Source organism: Paenibacillus xylanilyticus, assembly GCF_047246825.1.
GTDB lineage: Bacteria > Bacillota > Bacilli > Paenibacillales > Paenibacillaceae > Paenibacillus > Paenibacillus xylanilyticus_B.
The window spans coordinates 74,801-91,278 of record NZ_JBFOLB010000009.1; the positions used below are offsets into that span (position 1 = coordinate 74,801).

Genomic DNA, 16,478 nt, shown 5'->3' on the forward strand with positions numbered 1-16,478 from the left:
CTGCACCCTTCTCGGGGCCAAAGGAGCGCTTTGGATGAGAAAAATTAAGAACGCTTTCACAACCCTGCCGATCCATCACAAAACCATTCTTCTCATCGGACTTTTGATGCTGATCAGCTTTACGTTTTATGTGTCTGTCCTTGGATACGTATTCCGAATCTATGATCGCCAAATCTATGAAAAATCGTCGCAGGTCCTTAACATGTCTTCCGTGGGCATTGAGAATCAGCTGCGCGAAATTTCCAATCTTTCCTTCAAGGTCATGTCCGACGAGCCGCTCCAGCAGTATCTTCTTCAGCTGGATAAGGCTGAATCGGGATATGAGAAAAATGGCCTGCTCAAAAAAATAACGAACAGGCTTGTCGCGTATGCGGGGTCTGAGAAGTACGTCTATTCCATGATATTTATCGATAATGATAATAATGTTATGGCTGCAGGGAACCGGGAGGGAATATCGGAATCCATGCAGACGGAACTGGTTGCACTGGGGCAGCAATATTCAGGCTCCAATGCATGGTATACAAGTGGAGATCAGCAAGCCAGACTTTTATCCGTAAGACAGGTCAAGTCCTTCACAGGCGGGGCCTTCACGCTGGAGAAGCTGGGAACGCTGATTATCCGTGTACGACTGGACCGTATTGTTCAGGATCAGATGCAGCATCCTGCAGAGGACTCGCAGCTGTTGATAACGGATGGACGGGAAGTCATCTATCCCACGCAATCCACAGTTAGTGATGCCGAACTTGAATCGGAACTGAAGCGTACCCAGCCATACGGGATTGCGATGTTCGAGCAGGGGAGAAATTTTGTCGCCCGCGCCCATTCGTCATATACGGATTGGGTGTACCTTTATATGACTCCGTTTGACCAGATGTTCAAGCAGATTCAATTTGTCAAACAATTGGTGACGGTCATTTTCTTTATGATCTTGCTTGTCGCGCTTGTGTTTGGAGCCAAGCTTTCCCGCAGCATCACACAGCCGATTGCCCAGTTGATCAAGAAGATGCGTAATATTGAAAAAGGGGATCTGGATAAGCTGGAGGAAGCCGCGCTTGGCAACGTTCCGGTGTCTTCCCAGAATGAAGTTGGTTTGCTCCATCGCACCTTTAAAATGATGCTGCAGCGCATCCGGGAACTGATAGATGAGAATTATGCGAAGCAGCTGGTTATTCGGGAGACCGAGTTGAAAGCGCTTCAGGCACAGATAAATCCACACTTCCTCTACAACACATTGGAGTCCATTAACTGGCTTGCCAAAGTACAGAAGCAGCGTCAAATTTCCGAAATGGTTGAGGCACTTGGATTCCTGCTGCGCAGTTCAGTGAACATGTCCGAGAAGTGGATTACGCTGGAAAGGGAGCTGGATATCGTTCGCAGTTATGTGACGATTCAGCGCACGCGGTTTGAGGAAAGACTTGATTTTGATATGGAGATTGCCCCTGAGGTGGGGAATGCACGCATTCCGAAGTTGACGCTGCAGCCTTTGGTGGAGAATGCCATTCACTATGCACTTGAACCGAGTATCGACCCATGTAAAATTCGGATTCGTGCACGGGCAGAAGGTGACAAGGTCGTCATTGAAGTGGAGGATGACGGTCCGGGCATGACCCCGGAGTTTCTGCAGCAATTACAGGAAGGGCGAATTCAGACAAGAGGGCAGGGAATAGGTTTATCCAACATCCAGGAACGAATCAGACTGACCTTCGGTGAGGAGGGCAGTATGATCATGAGCAGCAAACCCGGTGCCGGGACAGTAGTATCGATCAGAATACCTTGGATCAGGGAGGACGATGACGATGTACAAAGTGATGCTCGTAGATGACGAACGTGTGATTTTGGAGGGGATCTCCCAAGTGGTGGATTGGGCGGCAGCCGGAACAGAATTGGTGGATACCGCCAGAAACGGAATTGAGGCTTTGGACAAAATCGGGCATTCCAGACCTGATATTATCATTACGGATATTTCAATGCCGGGGTTAGATGGTCTTGGACTGATCGAAAAAGCATCCGAAGCTTATCCCGGACTTCGTTTTATCATGCTGTCCGGTTACAAGGAGTTTGAATATGCACGCCGGGCCATGCAGTACGGTGTGAAGCATTACTTGCTTAAGCCCTGTAATGAAAACCAGATTCATGATGCCCTGTCCGAGTTGCTTCAGGAGCACCAGGATGCACAGGTGAAAGAACATGTGGCCGGGGAGATGAAACAGCGGCTCCAGCGAGTACTTCCCCATGTGAAGGAACAGTTTTTGCTTGAATTTATGACCAATCGCACGTACGGGCCGGTTGATCTGGAATATTATCAGGAGCTGTTTGATCTGAAGCTTGAAGCCAATCAAGTTCGCCTATTGTTGTTCCGGATCTCGGATGAACATGATTACAGCCATTTATTTGCCATTAAGAACATTGCCAGCGATCTGCTGCCGCATGTTCTGTTAAGCACAACCATTGAAGGCAAGCTGCTGATTCTGTTGGAAGATGCGGCGGACCCTGCTCACTTGAGAGAGCGAATTGAGGAAGTGCGAGCAGCATTCACCAGACTCTATAAGTTGCAAGTGACGGCTGCGCTCAGCGAAGCGGATCACATGGTCCAGTCACGGCGTTTGTATCGCGAGGCATCGCAATGCCTGAACCATCGCTTCTTCATTGGGGAAGACAAGCTGATCACCAAGAATGATGTCGCGATTGCCGGTGAATGTGAAGGTGTTCATGCCGAGCAGGATGCAGAACAGTTATGCCAGCTAATCAAGTCGGGCAGTACGGAGGAAGCTGGGGCTGAGGTTGACCGTCTGTTTGAGCGCTTATCCGGTCAACAGCTGGATATTGAGGTTACCCGTTCTTATGTCGTTCAGCTGTATTCGGCCATGATTCATGTCTGTCCGCCTGAGGAGGCAACAGAGTTCACTAAGCGGATGGCGGAGCTGCCTCATATGGATACGCTGTCTGAGCTGAAATCGTTTGTGGCTAACAGCGCAGCCAATTTGACCTCTGGGTATTACAAAAATCATATCAGCCGCCAGTCCTCAGCCGTGGAGAAAATGATGGATATTGTAGATAAACACTATGGGGAGGCCGATCTTTCATTGAATGGCGTCGCCCATCAGATGCTGTATATGAACCCGGATTACCTGGGCAAAATCTTCAAAAAGGTGACAGGAGAAAACTTCTCCAACTACGTGAATCGTTTGCGCATCGAGCGGGCATGTGAGCACATTCGCCGGAGCGGGGATGTGAAGGTATTTGAGCTTGCGGAGCTGTTTGGTTTCGGCGGTAATTCACAATATTTCAGTCAAGTATTCAAAAAGTGGACCGGTATGACACCGACGGAATATCGAAGATCCGGCATATAACAATTGGTCATCGCTCCTGGGCCAATGAATGAGGGGGACGAACAGCACCGTAAGAGGTGGATGTTCTCCTCCTCTGTTTTTTGAACCAACAAGACGGATTTGTGTATTCAACTCTGGTCGTACATTTGCGAAAATGACAATATCAAGTTTGTGAAAGCGTTATCAGAAAGGTGTAGATAACCCATTCACATAACCATATCAACACAAAAAAGGGGAGATTGGCATGGTGAAAAAGGCAATATTCCTGATGATGGCTGTGCTGCTAGTATTCACGGCGGCTTGCAGTTCAGATGGAGGATCGGGAGGAACATCCGCGGATGGATCGGTTACGCTGCGTATCGCGTGGTGGGGCTCGGATGCACGTCACGAATACACTCAGAAGGTCATTGACCTGTACAAAGAGAAAAACCCGAATGTCAAAATTGATGTCGAGTATGCCTCGTTTGATGACTACTGGAAAAAGCTTGCTCCACAAGCCGCAGCAAATCAGTTGCCTGACATTGTTCAGATGGATATTTCCTACATCAGCCAATATGCGCAAAATGGTCAGCTGGAGGATCTGGCGCCATACCTCGGCAATCAGATCAAGGTGGATGATGTTTCCGAAAACGTCATCAGCACTGGCTTGATCAATGGCAAACAGTATGGTGTACCTGCCGGGGTTAACGTACTGGGTTTCCACTATGATCCGGCTCTGCTCAAAAAAGCGGGGGTAGATACGTTCCCGGAAAACCTGACTTGGGAATCGTACGAAGCGTTGGGTAAACAAACCGCAGAGAAAGGCCTGTTTTTGGATGGTGGGGTAGCTCCGGATATCTTCTTCCACTACTTCCTGCGGACGAAAGGCTTGTCCCTCTACAATGCTGAAGGAACAGGTCTTGGATATGACGATGATAAACTGTTTGTCGAGTTTTTTGGATTGATGCGTCGAATGATCGAGCAAGGTGCGGCCCCTACACCGGATCTGGCTAACCAAACGAAGGGGATTATCGAGGAATCCGATTTGGTCAAGGGCAAAGGTATCGGTATCTGGCAATGGTCCAACCAGTTTGTAGCCGTACAGCAAGTCGCTGACCGTCCACTGGAATTTGCTCCTATGCCTGGACCGGACATGGAGAAGGGTCTTTACATGCAGCCGAGTATGTACTGGGCAGTGACTTCAAACTCGAAAGTGAAGGAAGAAGCGGCCAAATTCATTGATTTCTGGGTGAATGACGTGGAAGCCAACAAACTGATCAAAGGTGAGCGCGGTGTGCCAATCTCCGGTGCAATCAAGGAAGCTATTGCACCTGAGCTGAGTGAGCCAACGAAGCAGGTATTTGACTTTGTTGCTGAAATGGAGCCAAAAGCTTCGCCAATGAGCCCGCCGCCACCAGTCGGATCACCTGAGGTCATTGCAGCTCTGGCGGATGTCGCTGAGGAACTGAACTTTGGCAGAATTACACCAGAACAGGCAGCAGAGACGTTCCGCAAAAACGCCGAAGCGGTTCTGGCCAACAATAAGTAACAGTTGAATGATTGCTTGCTCATCCCACCACCGGGATGGCCGGGAATGGGGCTGCTCGCTTACCGCGGGGGCCTTTCCCCGTCCAACGTTAGTTCCAGGCTGTGGGAAGCAAGCAGATCAATAAAGGAGGTTCGTTCCGTTGAGGCAGTATTCGTCGTTACGTAGAAACCTGACCGGGTATGCGTTTATTAGTCCCTTTATTATCGGTTTCCTGGGCTTTACGTTAATTCCGATGTTTGTATCCCTATACATGTCGTTTACGAGTTATAACCTGTTCACTTCCCCGCGGTGGATCGGGATGGACAACTACACCAAAATGTTTTTTGAGGATCCAAAGTATTGGAACTCGGTTAAGGTAACGTTCCTGTATGTGTTCATAGGTGTGCCACTACGGCTGGTCTTCGCACTCTTCGTAGCCATGATTCTGAATACGGGTTCCCGTATGGTAGGAACTTATCGTACCTTGTACTACCTGCCATCCATTATCGGTGGTAGTGTGGCTGTGTCGATTATGTGGCGTAACCTTTTTAGTAATGAAGGGGTCATCAACAGTGCGTTAACAGCGATCGGAATCGGGCCTATAAGCTGGTTCGGTGATCCGGATGCATCCCTGGTGATGCTCATCTCGCTGTCCGTCTGGCAGTTCGGATCTTCGATGCTAATCTTCCTGGCGGGTCTCAAAAATATCTCTCCCGAGATGTACGAGGCGGCAGGCGTGGATGGTGCAAACCCGGTACGCAAATTTTTCAGTATCACCTTGCCGCTGCTTAGCCCGATCATCCTGTTCAACCTGATCATGCAAACCATCGGTGCATTCATGACCTTCGTACCTGCATACATCATCTCCAAAGGAGAGGGCGGCCCAATGGATGGTACGATGCTCTACTCGCTGTACCTGTTCCGTCAGGCATTTATGTTTAACAACATGGGTTACGCTTCGGCAATGGCCTGGATCATGCTTATTATGATCGGCATACTCACAGTCGCTGTGTTCCTGACATCCAAGTTCTGGGTGTTCTACGAATCTGAAGGAGGGAAGTAACGATGGTCTGGAAAAATGTAAAGTGGCCCATTTATCATCTGTTCGTTGCAGCTTTAGCCCTCCTGATGCTCTATCCGGTGCTCTGGATGTTGTTCAGTTCCTTCAAGGAAAGCCGTACCATCTTCGTTACGGCAGAGTCCCTTTTTCCTGCTGAATGGATCTGGAGCAACTATGTCGATGGCTGGAAAGGTGCAGGCGGAAGACCGTTTATGGATTACATCACCAATTCACTTGTCATCGTGGTCATCTCCACAATTGGTGCTGTGTTATCCTCGTCGTTGATTGCCTTCGGTTTTGCCAGACTCAACTTCAAAGGACGCAGCTTCTGGTTTTCCCTTATGATGCTGACTCTGATGCTGCCGCATGACGTGGTATTGGTTCCTCAATATATTATCTTTACGAAACTGGGCTGGTTGAACACGATTCTCCCCATTGTAGTACCTACATTTTTTGGTATGCCGTTCTTCATCTTCCTAATGGTGCAGTTCATTCGTACGATTCCGAAAGAGCTGGACGAAGCGGCAACCATCGATGGCTGTAACAAATTCAGACTGTACATTCAGATCATTATGCCGCTGATCAAGTCTTCATTGGCGACTGCAGCGATTTTCTCCTTCTACTGGAGATGGGAGGACCTGCTGGGTCCGGTGCTATATCTGAACTCACCTGAGAAATATACGGTGTCGATGGCGCTCAAAATGTTCCTGGATAGCGAGTCTGCCTCCAACTGGGGAGCGATGTTCGCGATGTCCATCGTCAGCCTCATTCCGGTCGTGGCGGTGTTCTTCATTTTCCAGAAACAAATTGTACAGGGCATGAGCACCAGCGGATTGAAAGGATAAACCATTTTCACCGGATCAATAGTTGATCTGATCGCTGAACAAGGAGGTTGTTTCTATTGGATAAAGCGGTGGGCAGTCAGGCTGTAGCCACCAAGGCAGCGGTGGACGGAGATGAGTCGGTGACCCACTGGAAATTCGACTTCGGTCCGGGTACCGGGGTTGAAGGGTACCGGAAGGTGTCAGCCAACAGCACCTATGAAGCTATAACCGGTTATGGGTTCGAGCGGAATTCCCTTGTTTATGAGAAACAACGGATCAGTGAGGACGAAGAATGGAATAACGTGCAGGATAATCATGAAAATTCGGGGCAGGCCAATGTGTCTGCCCGATTGCGTTCAAGCTTCTGTATTCCCCTCAAGGCATCGTTCATCGTTGATGTGCCAGATGGTATCTATCAAGTGCTGGTCATTGCCGGAGATGAATCGGCCGAAACGGTCACCAAGGTGAAGGCAGGTGAGGGCCGATTGATGCTGCCCACGATTCACACCCTGCCTGGACAATATGCGGAGGTCAGATTCTCGGTAGTAGTAAGAGGAGGGAAATTTCGACTGTCCTTCTCCGGCCCTGCGCCACGAATCAATGCTCTGGAAATTACGCTTGCCAATCAGACAATGACCGTATTTCTGGCAGGTGACTCCACTGTAACCGATCAACCAGAGAGCGGGTATCCCTACTGTGGTTGGGGACAGCTGCTGCCAGCCCAATTCAAGCATGATGTAGCGGTTGATAACCATGCACAGTCGGGACGAAGTTCTCGCAGCTTTATCAATGAAGGTCGACTTGATGCAATTATGGAGCATATCAAACCAGAGGACTTCTTGTTCATTCAATTCGGTCATAATGATGAGAAACCGGGCCCAGAGCGGGGGACGGAACCATTCACAACATATAAGGAATATTTGAAAAAGTATATCGATGCAGCCCGCGGAGCCAGTGCGCGCCCTGTACTGGTAACGCCCGTGCATCGGCGTTATTTCGCCGATGATGGTACGCTGACTGACACACATGGTGATTATATTGTCGCTGTGAGGGAACTGGCAGAAGAGGAAGACGTTCCGTTGATCGATCTGGCTGAGCGCAGCCGAATTCTCTTCGAGCAGGCGGGGATTGAAGGCAGCAAGGAAGACTTCATGTGGGTGCTGCCAGGGGAGTATTTGAATTTCCCGGCAGGCGTGGAGGATAACACGCACTTTCAGGAGCGTGGTGCGCGGCGTCTCGCTGCACAGGTGGCGGAAGCCATCCGCGAGCTGCGACTTCAGCCGCTGCAAATGTATTTACGGTAGGCATGCGTCTGCCATGCAAGCGCCAAATTTTTTAATAAAGGAGGAGCACCTAATGACAAGAGAGCATACAGAAGCAGGGACTTTGGGGAAGAGCACGGCAGCAGCAGCAACAGGTCACACCTATTGGGTCATTCCGGATGGTTACATCCCCCCAGACAGTCGGGGAACACTGGAGAGTCATGAAAGTATATGTGTACTGAATACAGGTTTGGAAGATGCAGAGCTGGGCATAACGATCTTCTTTGAAGACAGGGAGCCGATAGAGAACATTGAAGCTAGCGTGCCTGGGAGAAGAACTAAACACATTCGAACAGCATCACTGCATTCCGGAGATCAGTTTATTCCTGCTGGTGTTCCTTATGCAATCACGGTTACCAGCAATGTCCCTGTCATCATCCAGTACAGTCGGCTGGATACCACCCAGCCTGAACTGGCCCTGATGAGTGTCATGGCTTTTCCGCTGACTTAAATGCTCAAGGCAAAGAAGACCAGCCACCTGCATCCACTGCAGGTGGCTGGTCTTTTGTGCATTACTCTGTGTATTTGTATGTGCTGGCATTGAGAATTTTCACATGAACTTTCACTGTTCCAAGTTTGAGTCGTTTGATTGGATCTGTCCGATTCTGAACGTGTTCTATCCACAGATCGTGGTCATGACGATACAGATGCTCCACAAGACCATAGGAATCAATCTTGCGTGATTTGTTTTTTTCGAACGTTTTGCGGATTTCAGACTCGATCTGTTTCTCAGCTGCTTTCTCCATCGTTTGTGGAGGTTGATGAGAGCCCTGTTCCTCGATGATGATGCCTTTAACCGAAGTAACCAGGTCGAACGCGACCTCGCTCCCGTCCTTCCTTGCTGAGATTTTGGTATGCGGGTCATGGAGCCTGAGAGTCAGATCAGGAGTCTTGCCTCCATTCTTGTAAACGTATAACGGATACTGATAGACGCGATCATAATTCACGAACCGAGTACCGTCTGCGTCCTCGCCTGACACTTTGCCCTGGCTTCTGCCATTTGAAATGACAAAAAATCCATCCGTTTGAATTAGAGGAGGTGTTTCCTTCCCATTGAACCAGGTTTGGTTCTTGTTGGTGATAGAAGGTAACAGGATAACCGAAGCCGGTTCGCGAAACCCGTCAAGAAGTTGATGAAGGCGGATGGGTTCAAAAGCAGAATGCTGCTTATAGACCTTGATCGGTTCAAATAGTTCAATGGTCTGGGTTGATTGATTCAGCAAGGCTGAGGCAGAAAGGACATCGGGTAATCGTTGTTCCGTACCGAAGATCCAAGGTGTGTATCTCAGCTGACCCGAATGGAGCAGTGTATTAAAAATATCCTCCAGCCGCCCGTTCAGGGCATTTTTCGATAAAACAATCGCTTTTACATGGGTCCACAGTGTTTGCTGCTGTGAAGTTTGATAGAGGTCGTTAATAGCCATACTTAGCGTTGTGCCTTCGCCACGCCCAATCCAAATATCACTTGCCTCCCGCGAAGTCGGCCCTTCTTGCTTGGCAATACCGGAGAAATCGATCAGTTGGGCGTAAGCGATATATTTGTTATCCTCATAATCTATTCCTATACCCGTAATAAAATTAATGCTCTGAACCTCTTTGGAATCCCAACAGCTTGTGAGCAAGATCAGGCTGCTCATAAGAAAGCACAACAGAGGTATCCATCTGCTCACGGACGTTTCCTCTGACGGGTGGAATCCTGGGTATGGAGAGCGGCAGGACGTTTAATCCTTTTCATGGAAGGCTGCATGGATACCGCTTGGCTAAAATCTCCGGGGATATAGGGAGAGACGGGTGACAGATAGGAGACGCCATAACATTCCAAGGAAACGAGATGCACCAGCAGAGCCAGTAGTCCTAGCATGAAACCGAATAATCCAAGGAGCGAAGAAATAATGAGCATCCCAATCCGAACCTGGGCTGTGGCCCCACTAATTACGGTGTTAACCAGAATATAGCTCGAAATGACCGAGATGGCCACCGAAACAATGATGGTGGGGGAAGTAATCCCGGCACGAATAGCTGCATCTCCAATAATGAGCCCGCCCACTACGCTGACCGTCTGGCCCAATGCACGCGGCAGTCTGCGGCCTGCCTCATTAAATAACTCAAACATGAAGATCATCAGGAATGCTTCGAGCGTCACCGGCAAGGGCAGACCCATCCGGGTTTCGGCAATCGTTGCCAGAAGGGGAAGAGGGATCTGTTCCACATTGAAACTGGTTAGACCGATATAGAAGCCGGGAAAAAAACAGGCGATCAGCAAACCCGCAATGCGCAGAATTCGTTCAAAAGTTACGATGAAAAAAGGGGTGCTTTCGTCTTCAGGTGATTTTAGCTGATTGAACAGTGTGGTTGGAGCGATGATGGCTACGGGAGAACCTTCCATTAGAACAGCAAAGCGTCCATTCAACAGGGAATCAACGACATAATCAGGTCGCTCTGTATTGTCGGTGAGCGGGAAAATACTGCGAATGCCTCCCATAACTGCTCGTTCCATGATGGAGGTACCGAGAATGCCATCGATTTCAATCTCGTCCAGATTTTTGCGAGCTTCTTTCAGGATCTCCGGATTAATAATGTCCTTTACATACAATAGACCAACCGAGGTCTGGGTACGGCCACCTTTTACATATTTCTCATAACACATGGAAGAGGTTTTCATTCGTTTACGAATGAGTGCAATATTTACGTTTAATTCTTCGGTGAATCCATCACGAGGACCTTTTATGGATGACTCAATAGCTGATTCCTCAGGATTTCTACCTGGGATGCTTGCAATATCCAAACTGCAGGACTGAGCGCCATTTCCGAAAATGAGCAGCAATTGTCCGCTGAAAATCAACAGGTTTAGATTCTCCGTATCTGTAAGGTCTTTCACCGGATTTAATGTTAAGCCCAATTCTTTGGGGTGCTCTTCTTCGATAAGCAGAGAATGCTGTTCCAGGCGGGGGATAATAAACTGATTGAGTTGTTTGCCATCGACTAATCCGTCGCAATAGAGCATGATGACCGGCAATTCGGTTTCATCTTTGGCAAGAAAGGTCTGGATCACAACATCCGCGCATGGATTGAACTGCTCTTGGAGAGAAGCAAGCAGTGTTTCATGGGACGTGGTGTCAATCGCTTGGTGCTCCATGATGTTTCCTCCTCTGATGGCGTGAACTGATGAATGCAACGCTCGTCGCTATAATTGCAAGTCCGCTTAGATATAGGAGATTGAACGGAAATATGTAATCGACAAGCAGCTTTTCGAATGTCATATCATCCAGACGGTACAGCATGGAGAGAATAAATATAACAGCGATCGAGACCATGCTAATCATCCTTCTGGAGGCGCTCTTAATATTCCAAATTTCTACCACAATATACATGGCGAGACTGATTCGGGTGAACGAGCCGGCAAGCCACTGATAGATGGAAAAGAAATCGGTCTGTGCGATGTATTTCCCCAAGGAGGCAATCCGCCATTCCTCAAAAGCAGGGTAACGCATTTTGGCAGCCTCAAAAGGGTTGAACTCTACAATAGCCCCGATGAGCGGGCCCAGTGTCAGTCCAAGAATAATAAAGGCGAGCATGACATACTGCCATACTCGTACCCGTTTGGACAGATGGGGCTGTATGTACCACATCAAAAGCAGCTCAAACATACCTGCAAGACTGTAAATCATACCATGAAACACGGGATTCCAACCCTGTTCAAGCACAGGCAGCAGACGGCTGTAATCCTTGTACTGGGTATTTACGATAGCGACATAGAAGCCAAGCAGCACAACGAGGGGCAGAATCAATCCTGCTGTGAATGCCAATGAGCGGATTCCTTTATATGCCGCATAAGCACAAAGGGACATGAGAGCAATACTGGTAACCAAGATGGGGGTCTCTGTGAGGTAATTGGTTTTGGCCCAAGTGGTCGTATCGTGAAGGGTAAAGTAAATGACGGACAGAAAAAAGAGACTGTTTCCAATTCGTATCAGCAGACCAATAGGCTTGCCCAGATGTGAAGTCAGCCATTCATGAAGGGTTTGATGCTGGAGAAAACGAGAGACATAGGCGAGCATAAGCGCAAACACAAGATAGGGTCCTGCCGATAGCAGGACGGTGATCCAGGAATCTCTTTTGGCCGCACTCAATAAGGCAGGAATGATCAGGACGTGGCTGATCAGGCCGACGGATAACATAATTAACATCATGGCTTGCAAAAAAGAAGGTTGTCTAGGTTTCATGCTGAGGGGTCTCCTTTTCCCGATAGACTGTCCTCAGCATTGTTAACGTCATTTGAACGCTTCATACAGGTAAGCCTGAGCAGATATTATGGGCGACTCATCCTGATGATTACATCAACCTAGTTCATCCTAGAACCTAGAGGTCAAAATAACGAATACCCATGGCTTCTCGCACTTCAAGCATCGTTTCCCGTGCGACTTGGCGAGCCTGGCGGGTACCCTCGACAAGAATTTCCTTCACATCATCTCTTCGCTGCTCATATGCATTGCGGCGTTCACGAAAAGGTGCCAGCAGATCATTAATCGCATGGCCTGCGATCCGCTTGCAATCTCTGCATCCCATCGAACCCTGGCTGCAGCTGGCATGAATCTCCTCTGCGTGCTCCTTCCGGAATAATTGATGGTAGGCAAATACCGGGCAGATGTCGGGATGACCTGGATCGGTACGATGGATGCGGGCAGGATCGGTCTTCGCCTTGGTCAGTTTGGCATGTACATCCTCGGGACTCGCATGTAATGAGATGGCGTTGCCCATGCTTTTACTCATTTTGCCGATGCCATCAAGTCCACCGAGTCGGTCCCCGGTTAACATGCGTGGTTCAGGCAGAACCGGGGCGTATAATTCGTTGAATCGCCGGACCAGTTTCCGGGCTGTTTCAATATGTGGTATCTGGTCTTCGCCTGCCGGAACAAGGGTTGCCTTACAGAATGCAATATCAGCAGCCTGACTAACCGGATAGCCCAAGAAACCATAATACAAATCCGTGTATCCACGATCCCGTGCTTCGGTTTTGATGGTTGGATTGTGCCGAAGACTATTCACGGTGACAAACATGGAGAAGATCACAGTGAGTTCTGCAATCTCCGGGATCATGGATTGGATAAACAGCGTGGCCTTGTTTGGATCAATGCCAACAGCCAGATAATCGAGAGTCACTTGATGAACACTGTCCGCAATCAGGGCCGGCTGATCATAATGGGTGGTTAGCGCTTGGACATCTGCCAGTAAAATATATGTCTTGTATTCGTTCTGCAACTGCACCCGGCTGCGCAGGCTGCCCACGTAATGGCCGAGATGAAGCTGTCCTGTCGTCCGGTCTCCGGTTAAAATAATATCTTTGGTATTGTTCATGGTTCGTTCTCCTTTGATTGTGTAATGGGTTAATCCTTATATGATGACGCCACCAGCCATCTTCCACGACCATCACCCCCTTTCAGCCTGCTCCAAGGTTTGAGTATCAAAATAAAAAAAGCTCCGTCCTTCATCCTGATTCCCCGTGAGGAAACAGAATAGAAGGACGAAGCTAATGCCTCGCGGTGCCACCTTAATTGGCCGCTGGTTGCGGCCCGCTTGAGGGATACGGATCAAGGCTTCTGGCCTTCCGTTGAGAAACCCAACAGGAGCCGGCCGTGCCTTAATCGATATCCTGTCCATGGGTAACGGCTGAACATGCCGCCTTGCCTACTGACCGTCCGGGCTCCTGACTTGCAGGGGACAGACGGTGTTCAACTCGGAACTCCGAAGCCCATTTCCATACGACCGATGCACCGGCTCCCACCATCCGCCGGCTCTCTGGAGCATCCTGCCGCATGTACTTCTCTTCATCATCGCTGCTAACGTCCGTTTACAATTTTTCACAGTGTATCACGCTTTGGCCTGGCTGACCAGCCCGTGTTTTCTTCCGCTCATATTAGTCCCGAGCACACCCGCAATAATCAGGATGGCACCGATGAAGTGGTACCCACTTACCGGTTCATGCAGTATCCAGGCGCCGCCTGCGATGGAAATTAAGGTGGACAAGTTGCCGAATACACTCATCTTCGAAGCTTCCAGATGGGTTAACGCGTAACTGGACAGCAGGGTAGAGATCATGGTGGAGAGAATGGCAAGATAGACCAATGCACCCAGATAAGATGTGTCTCCAAAGGGCTTGGCATAATCGCTGATTGTACCGCTGGATAAATGGCGGATGAGTGCGGACGCGTTAAAAACGATGCAGCCGACCACCAGGGTAACCCATGTCAGTTCCATCGGTTTATACTTCTGGGTCAGTGGTCTGGCAAGCACGCCATACCCTGCAAAACAGACCGTGGAGAGCAGCAGCAGGATAATACCCTTGAAGTTGCCCAAAGTCATTCCGCTGCCTTTCATTACGAAGATAAAGATGACTCCGGTAACCGAGAGAAGCAGGAACAGCTTTTGCAGCACAGTTGTCCGTTCTTTCAGGAAAATCGAAGCGAGTATGAGTGTGAAGACAGGGGCCATGGCCTGGATGATACCGGCTTCCGATGAATTGGATGATACAAGCCCGAATGCCTGAAAGGCGAAAAATAAAACCGGAGAGAGCAGACCCAGCGGTATGATTCGCCATAGATCCCGCAGGGTAAGCCGGATTTTGATCCATCCCAGAATGACAGGGATACTGACAACGAGCGTTGACAGGGCAAAGCGGTGTGCCAGCACATCCATGGGGTGGGCCACATCGACGGTCATTTTTACCAATAAAAAAGATAAACCGATAATAGCCGCATACATCACGGCTGCAGTATAGGCATATGCCCGGGTACGTGTCTTGTTCATGTCGTTCCTCCAATTAGCTGTTTATCCCGATCGACCCGACAAACATAAGGTACCTCATGTTGTAAGGTCCTTTTTCAATATACTGCCAGGTAAACCGTGGTACAATAGTTCAAAGTATGAACTGTACCGGTACAATTGAGAGGGGGACAGATGACCTTTATGAAAAAATATGAAATGATCGCCGAGTCGCTGAAGCAGTGGATACTCGAACAGTTGCAGCAGCAGGGTAATCGGCAATGGATGGATAAGGGGATCAAACTTCCTGCGGTGCGTGTGCTGGCGAAACAATATCAATGCAGTATCAGCACGGTGATTCGTGCATATGAATGGCTGGAGCAGCGACATCTGGTGTACGCTGTCCCTCAATCCGGATATTACGCTGTACAGAACGGAGTGGGCGCAGAGGACGTTGAATGGGAAGGGCCGCTGGATTTCGCCTCGGCTGCTCCCGATCCGCGGGTATTTCCGTATTCGGATTTTCGTCATTGTGTTGATCAGGCGATGGAGAACAATCAGGCGGAGTTATTTCTATACGGGACTGAGCGAGGGCTGCCTTCACTGATTGAATTGCTGCAAAAGCAATTTGCCGATTATCAGGTGTTTGCCCATGCAGGGCAATTTTTTATCACCTCTGGGGTGCAGCAGGCACTCGCTGTACTGGCCCTGATGGCATTTCCAAATGGCAAGAGCCGGGTTCTGCTTGAACTTCCAGGCTATCACAATATGCCATCGCTACTGGAAGGACTGAATGTACCCATAGCCGGAGTAAGACGTACGTTGAAGGGAATTGACTGGGAAACACTGGAGCAGCAATTTGGTGAAGGTGACATTAAATTCTTTTACGTCATGCCGCGTTTTCACAACCCGCTCGGGACATCGTTGACCGCGGCCGAGAAGAAGAGATTAATCAGGCTGGCAGAGCGATATGATGTCTACTTGGTGGAGGACGATTATTTGGCTGATCTGGAGGAAAACACGAAGCAGGATCCGTTATTTTCTTATGATACCGGAGGAAGGGTCATCTATTTGAAAAGCTACTCGAAAATTCTGTTTCCCGGCCTGCGCATTGGTGTCGCGGTCTTGCCCGCTGCTCTTGCCCACTCATTCGGAGGGCATAAAAAAATGCTGGATATCGACACCTCCGTGCTGTCTCAGGCTGCACTGGAGGTCTACATACGCAATGGCATGTTTGCACATCACGGAAAGGTCATTCGCAGCCGCTATGCTGCCCGGATGCAGAAAGTTCATGAGCAGCTCGATTTATTTCCCGACTTCGGCCCTTTTGCGAACGCACCGCGTACAGGAGGGGAGCATACCGTTTTGCCATTGGCCGACAATATACCACTGAATGTGCTGTTATCCCGGCTCGAGAAACGAGGAGTTATTGCCAATACGACTGAGCGATATTATCCGGAGGGAACGCAGCAGGACAAAATGCTCAGGCTGAACATATCCAATGTTCCGAAGCTGCGGATCGAAGAGGGGATGCAGATTATTCGAGAAGAGATACTGAAACTGCAGAGTGGAAACCGTTAAATTTCTTTTAAGTAGACGGATAGTATAAAAGGCGTGCAAACAAGCTGACCATCCAGCCTGTATGCACGCCTTTGTTGTGTTGTTATGATCTTGTTG

The 16,478-nt window shown here is 49.1% G+C and carries 13 protein-coding genes and 1 other annotated feature; of the genes, 8 read left to right on the top strand and 5 right to left on the bottom strand.

The annotated features are described in order from the left end of the window. Positions 1–34 precede the first annotated feature (34 nt). From AB3N00_RS28460 to AB3N00_RS28490, 7 genes are all read left to right on the top strand, one after another. Positions 35–1,822 (top strand): histidine kinase, encoded by a 1,788-nt coding sequence (locus AB3N00_RS28460; protein WP_413037521.1) that lies wholly within the window; start codon positions 35–37, stop codon positions 1,820–1,822. Then, complete coding sequence (locus AB3N00_RS28465) at positions 1,797–3,350, top strand: response regulator transcription factor (protein WP_413037522.1); 1,554 nt, start codon at positions 1,797–1,799, stop codon at positions 3,348–3,350. Before AB3N00_RS28460 ends, AB3N00_RS28465 begins: the two co-directional genes overlap by 26 nt. A gap of 223 nt (positions 3,351–3,573) precedes the next feature. Then, positions 3,574–4,857, top strand: a complete 1,284-nt coding sequence (locus AB3N00_RS28470) for an ABC transporter substrate-binding protein (protein WP_413037523.1) — start codon at positions 3,574–3,576, stop codon at positions 4,855–4,857. A 139-nt stretch (positions 4,858–4,996) separates the two neighbouring features. Then, positions 4,997–5,899, top strand: a complete 903-nt coding sequence (locus AB3N00_RS28475) for a carbohydrate ABC transporter permease (RefSeq protein WP_175395411.1) — start codon at positions 4,997–4,999, stop codon at positions 5,897–5,899. Between the two features lie 2 nt (positions 5,900–5,901). Then, positions 5,902–6,741: a carbohydrate ABC transporter permease gene (locus AB3N00_RS28480; RefSeq protein WP_413037524.1), complete on the top strand. Its 840-nt coding sequence runs from the start codon at positions 5,902–5,904 to the stop codon at positions 6,739–6,741. Positions 6,742–6,842: 101 nt separating this feature from the next. After that, a complete protein-coding gene (locus AB3N00_RS28485) occupies positions 6,843–8,024 on the top strand; it encodes a rhamnogalacturonan acetylesterase (RefSeq protein ID WP_413037551.1) in 1,182 nt (393 codons plus the stop codon). A 52-nt stretch (positions 8,025–8,076) separates the two neighbouring features. Continuing rightward, entirely contained in the window at positions 8,077–8,493 is a 417-nt protein-coding gene (locus AB3N00_RS28490) for a sensory rhodopsin transducer (protein WP_413037525.1), read from the top strand. A 61-nt stretch (positions 8,494–8,554) separates the two neighbouring features. Here AB3N00_RS28490 and AB3N00_RS28495 read toward each other — a convergent pair whose 3' ends face one another. From AB3N00_RS28495 to AB3N00_RS28515, 5 genes are all read right to left on the bottom strand, one after another. Further along, positions 8,555–9,679, bottom strand: a complete 1,125-nt coding sequence (locus AB3N00_RS28495; RefSeq protein ID WP_413037526.1) for a Ger(x)C family spore germination protein — start codon at positions 9,677–9,679, stop codon at positions 8,555–8,557. Between the two features lie 29 nt (positions 9,680–9,708). Then, positions 9,709–11,178 carry a spore germination protein gene (locus AB3N00_RS28500; protein ID WP_413037527.1) on the bottom strand — a complete coding sequence of 490 codons (1,470 nt, stop codon included), beginning with the start codon at positions 11,176–11,178 and terminating at the stop codon, positions 9,709–9,711. Beyond that, positions 11,159–12,265 (bottom strand): GerAB/ArcD/ProY family transporter, encoded by a 1,107-nt coding sequence (locus tag AB3N00_RS28505; protein WP_413037528.1) that lies wholly within the window; start codon positions 12,263–12,265, stop codon positions 11,159–11,161. The genes AB3N00_RS28500 and AB3N00_RS28505 overlap by 20 nt, the downstream gene beginning before the upstream one ends. A gap of 136 nt (positions 12,266–12,401) precedes the next feature. After that, a complete protein-coding gene (trpS, locus tag AB3N00_RS28510; RefSeq protein ID WP_413037529.1) occupies positions 12,402–13,397 on the bottom strand; it encodes a tryptophan--tRNA ligase in 996 nt (331 codons plus the stop codon). 159 nt (positions 13,398–13,556) lie between these two features. Then, positions 13,557–13,883: a binding site (T-box leader), on the bottom strand. Positions 13,884–13,910: 27 nt separating this feature from the next. Then, the gene (locus AB3N00_RS28515) at positions 13,911–14,846 is read right to left on the bottom strand and encodes a DMT family transporter (RefSeq protein ID WP_413037530.1); all 936 of its coding nucleotides are present in this window, start codon (positions 14,844–14,846) and stop codon (positions 13,911–13,913) included. A 159-nt stretch (positions 14,847–15,005) separates the two neighbouring features. Here AB3N00_RS28515 and AB3N00_RS28520 point away from each other — a divergent pair, with 159 nt between their 5' ends. Further along, positions 15,006–16,382, top strand: coding sequence for a PLP-dependent aminotransferase family protein (locus tag AB3N00_RS28520; RefSeq protein ID WP_413037531.1), 1,377 nt, complete (start codon positions 15,006–15,008; stop codon positions 16,380–16,382). Positions 16,383–16,478 lie beyond the last annotated feature (96 nt).

Excerpts from the sequence above, each read along its gene's own strand:
- AB3N00_RS28460 (WP_413037521.1), top strand. The coding sequence starts at position 35 with ATGAGAAAAATTAAGAACGCTTTCACAACCCTGCCGATCCATCACAAA.
- AB3N00_RS28465 (WP_413037522.1), top strand. The coding sequence starts at position 1,797 with ATGTACAAAGTGATGCTCGTAGATGACGAACGTGTGATTTTGGAGGGG.
- AB3N00_RS28470 (WP_413037523.1), top strand. The coding sequence starts at position 3,574 with ATGGTGAAAAAGGCAATATTCCTGATGATGGCTGTGCTGCTAGTATTC.
- AB3N00_RS28480 (WP_413037524.1), top strand. The coding sequence starts at position 5,902 with ATGGTCTGGAAAAATGTAAAGTGGCCCATTTATCATCTGTTCGTTGCA.
- AB3N00_RS28490 (WP_413037525.1), top strand. The coding sequence starts at position 8,077 with ATGACAAGAGAGCATACAGAAGCAGGGACTTTGGGGAAGAGCACGGCA.
- AB3N00_RS28495 (WP_413037526.1), bottom strand. The coding sequence starts at position 9,679 with ATGAGCAGCCTGATCTTGCTCACAAGCTGTTGGGATTCCAAAGAGGTT.
- AB3N00_RS28500 (WP_413037527.1), bottom strand. The coding sequence starts at position 11,178 with ATGGAGCACCAAGCGATTGACACCACGTCCCATGAAACACTGCTTGCT.
- AB3N00_RS28505 (WP_413037528.1), bottom strand. The coding sequence starts at position 12,265 with ATGAAACCTAGACAACCTTCTTTTTTGCAAGCCATGATGTTAATTATG.
- trpS (WP_413037529.1), bottom strand. The coding sequence starts at position 13,397 with ATGAACAATACCAAAGATATTATTTTAACCGGAGACCGGACGACAGGA.
- AB3N00_RS28515 (WP_413037530.1), bottom strand. The coding sequence starts at position 14,846 with ATGAACAAGACACGTACCCGGGCATATGCCTATACTGCAGCCGTGATG.
- AB3N00_RS28520 (WP_413037531.1), top strand. The coding sequence starts at position 15,006 with ATGAAAAAATATGAAATGATCGCCGAGTCGCTGAAGCAGTGGATACTC.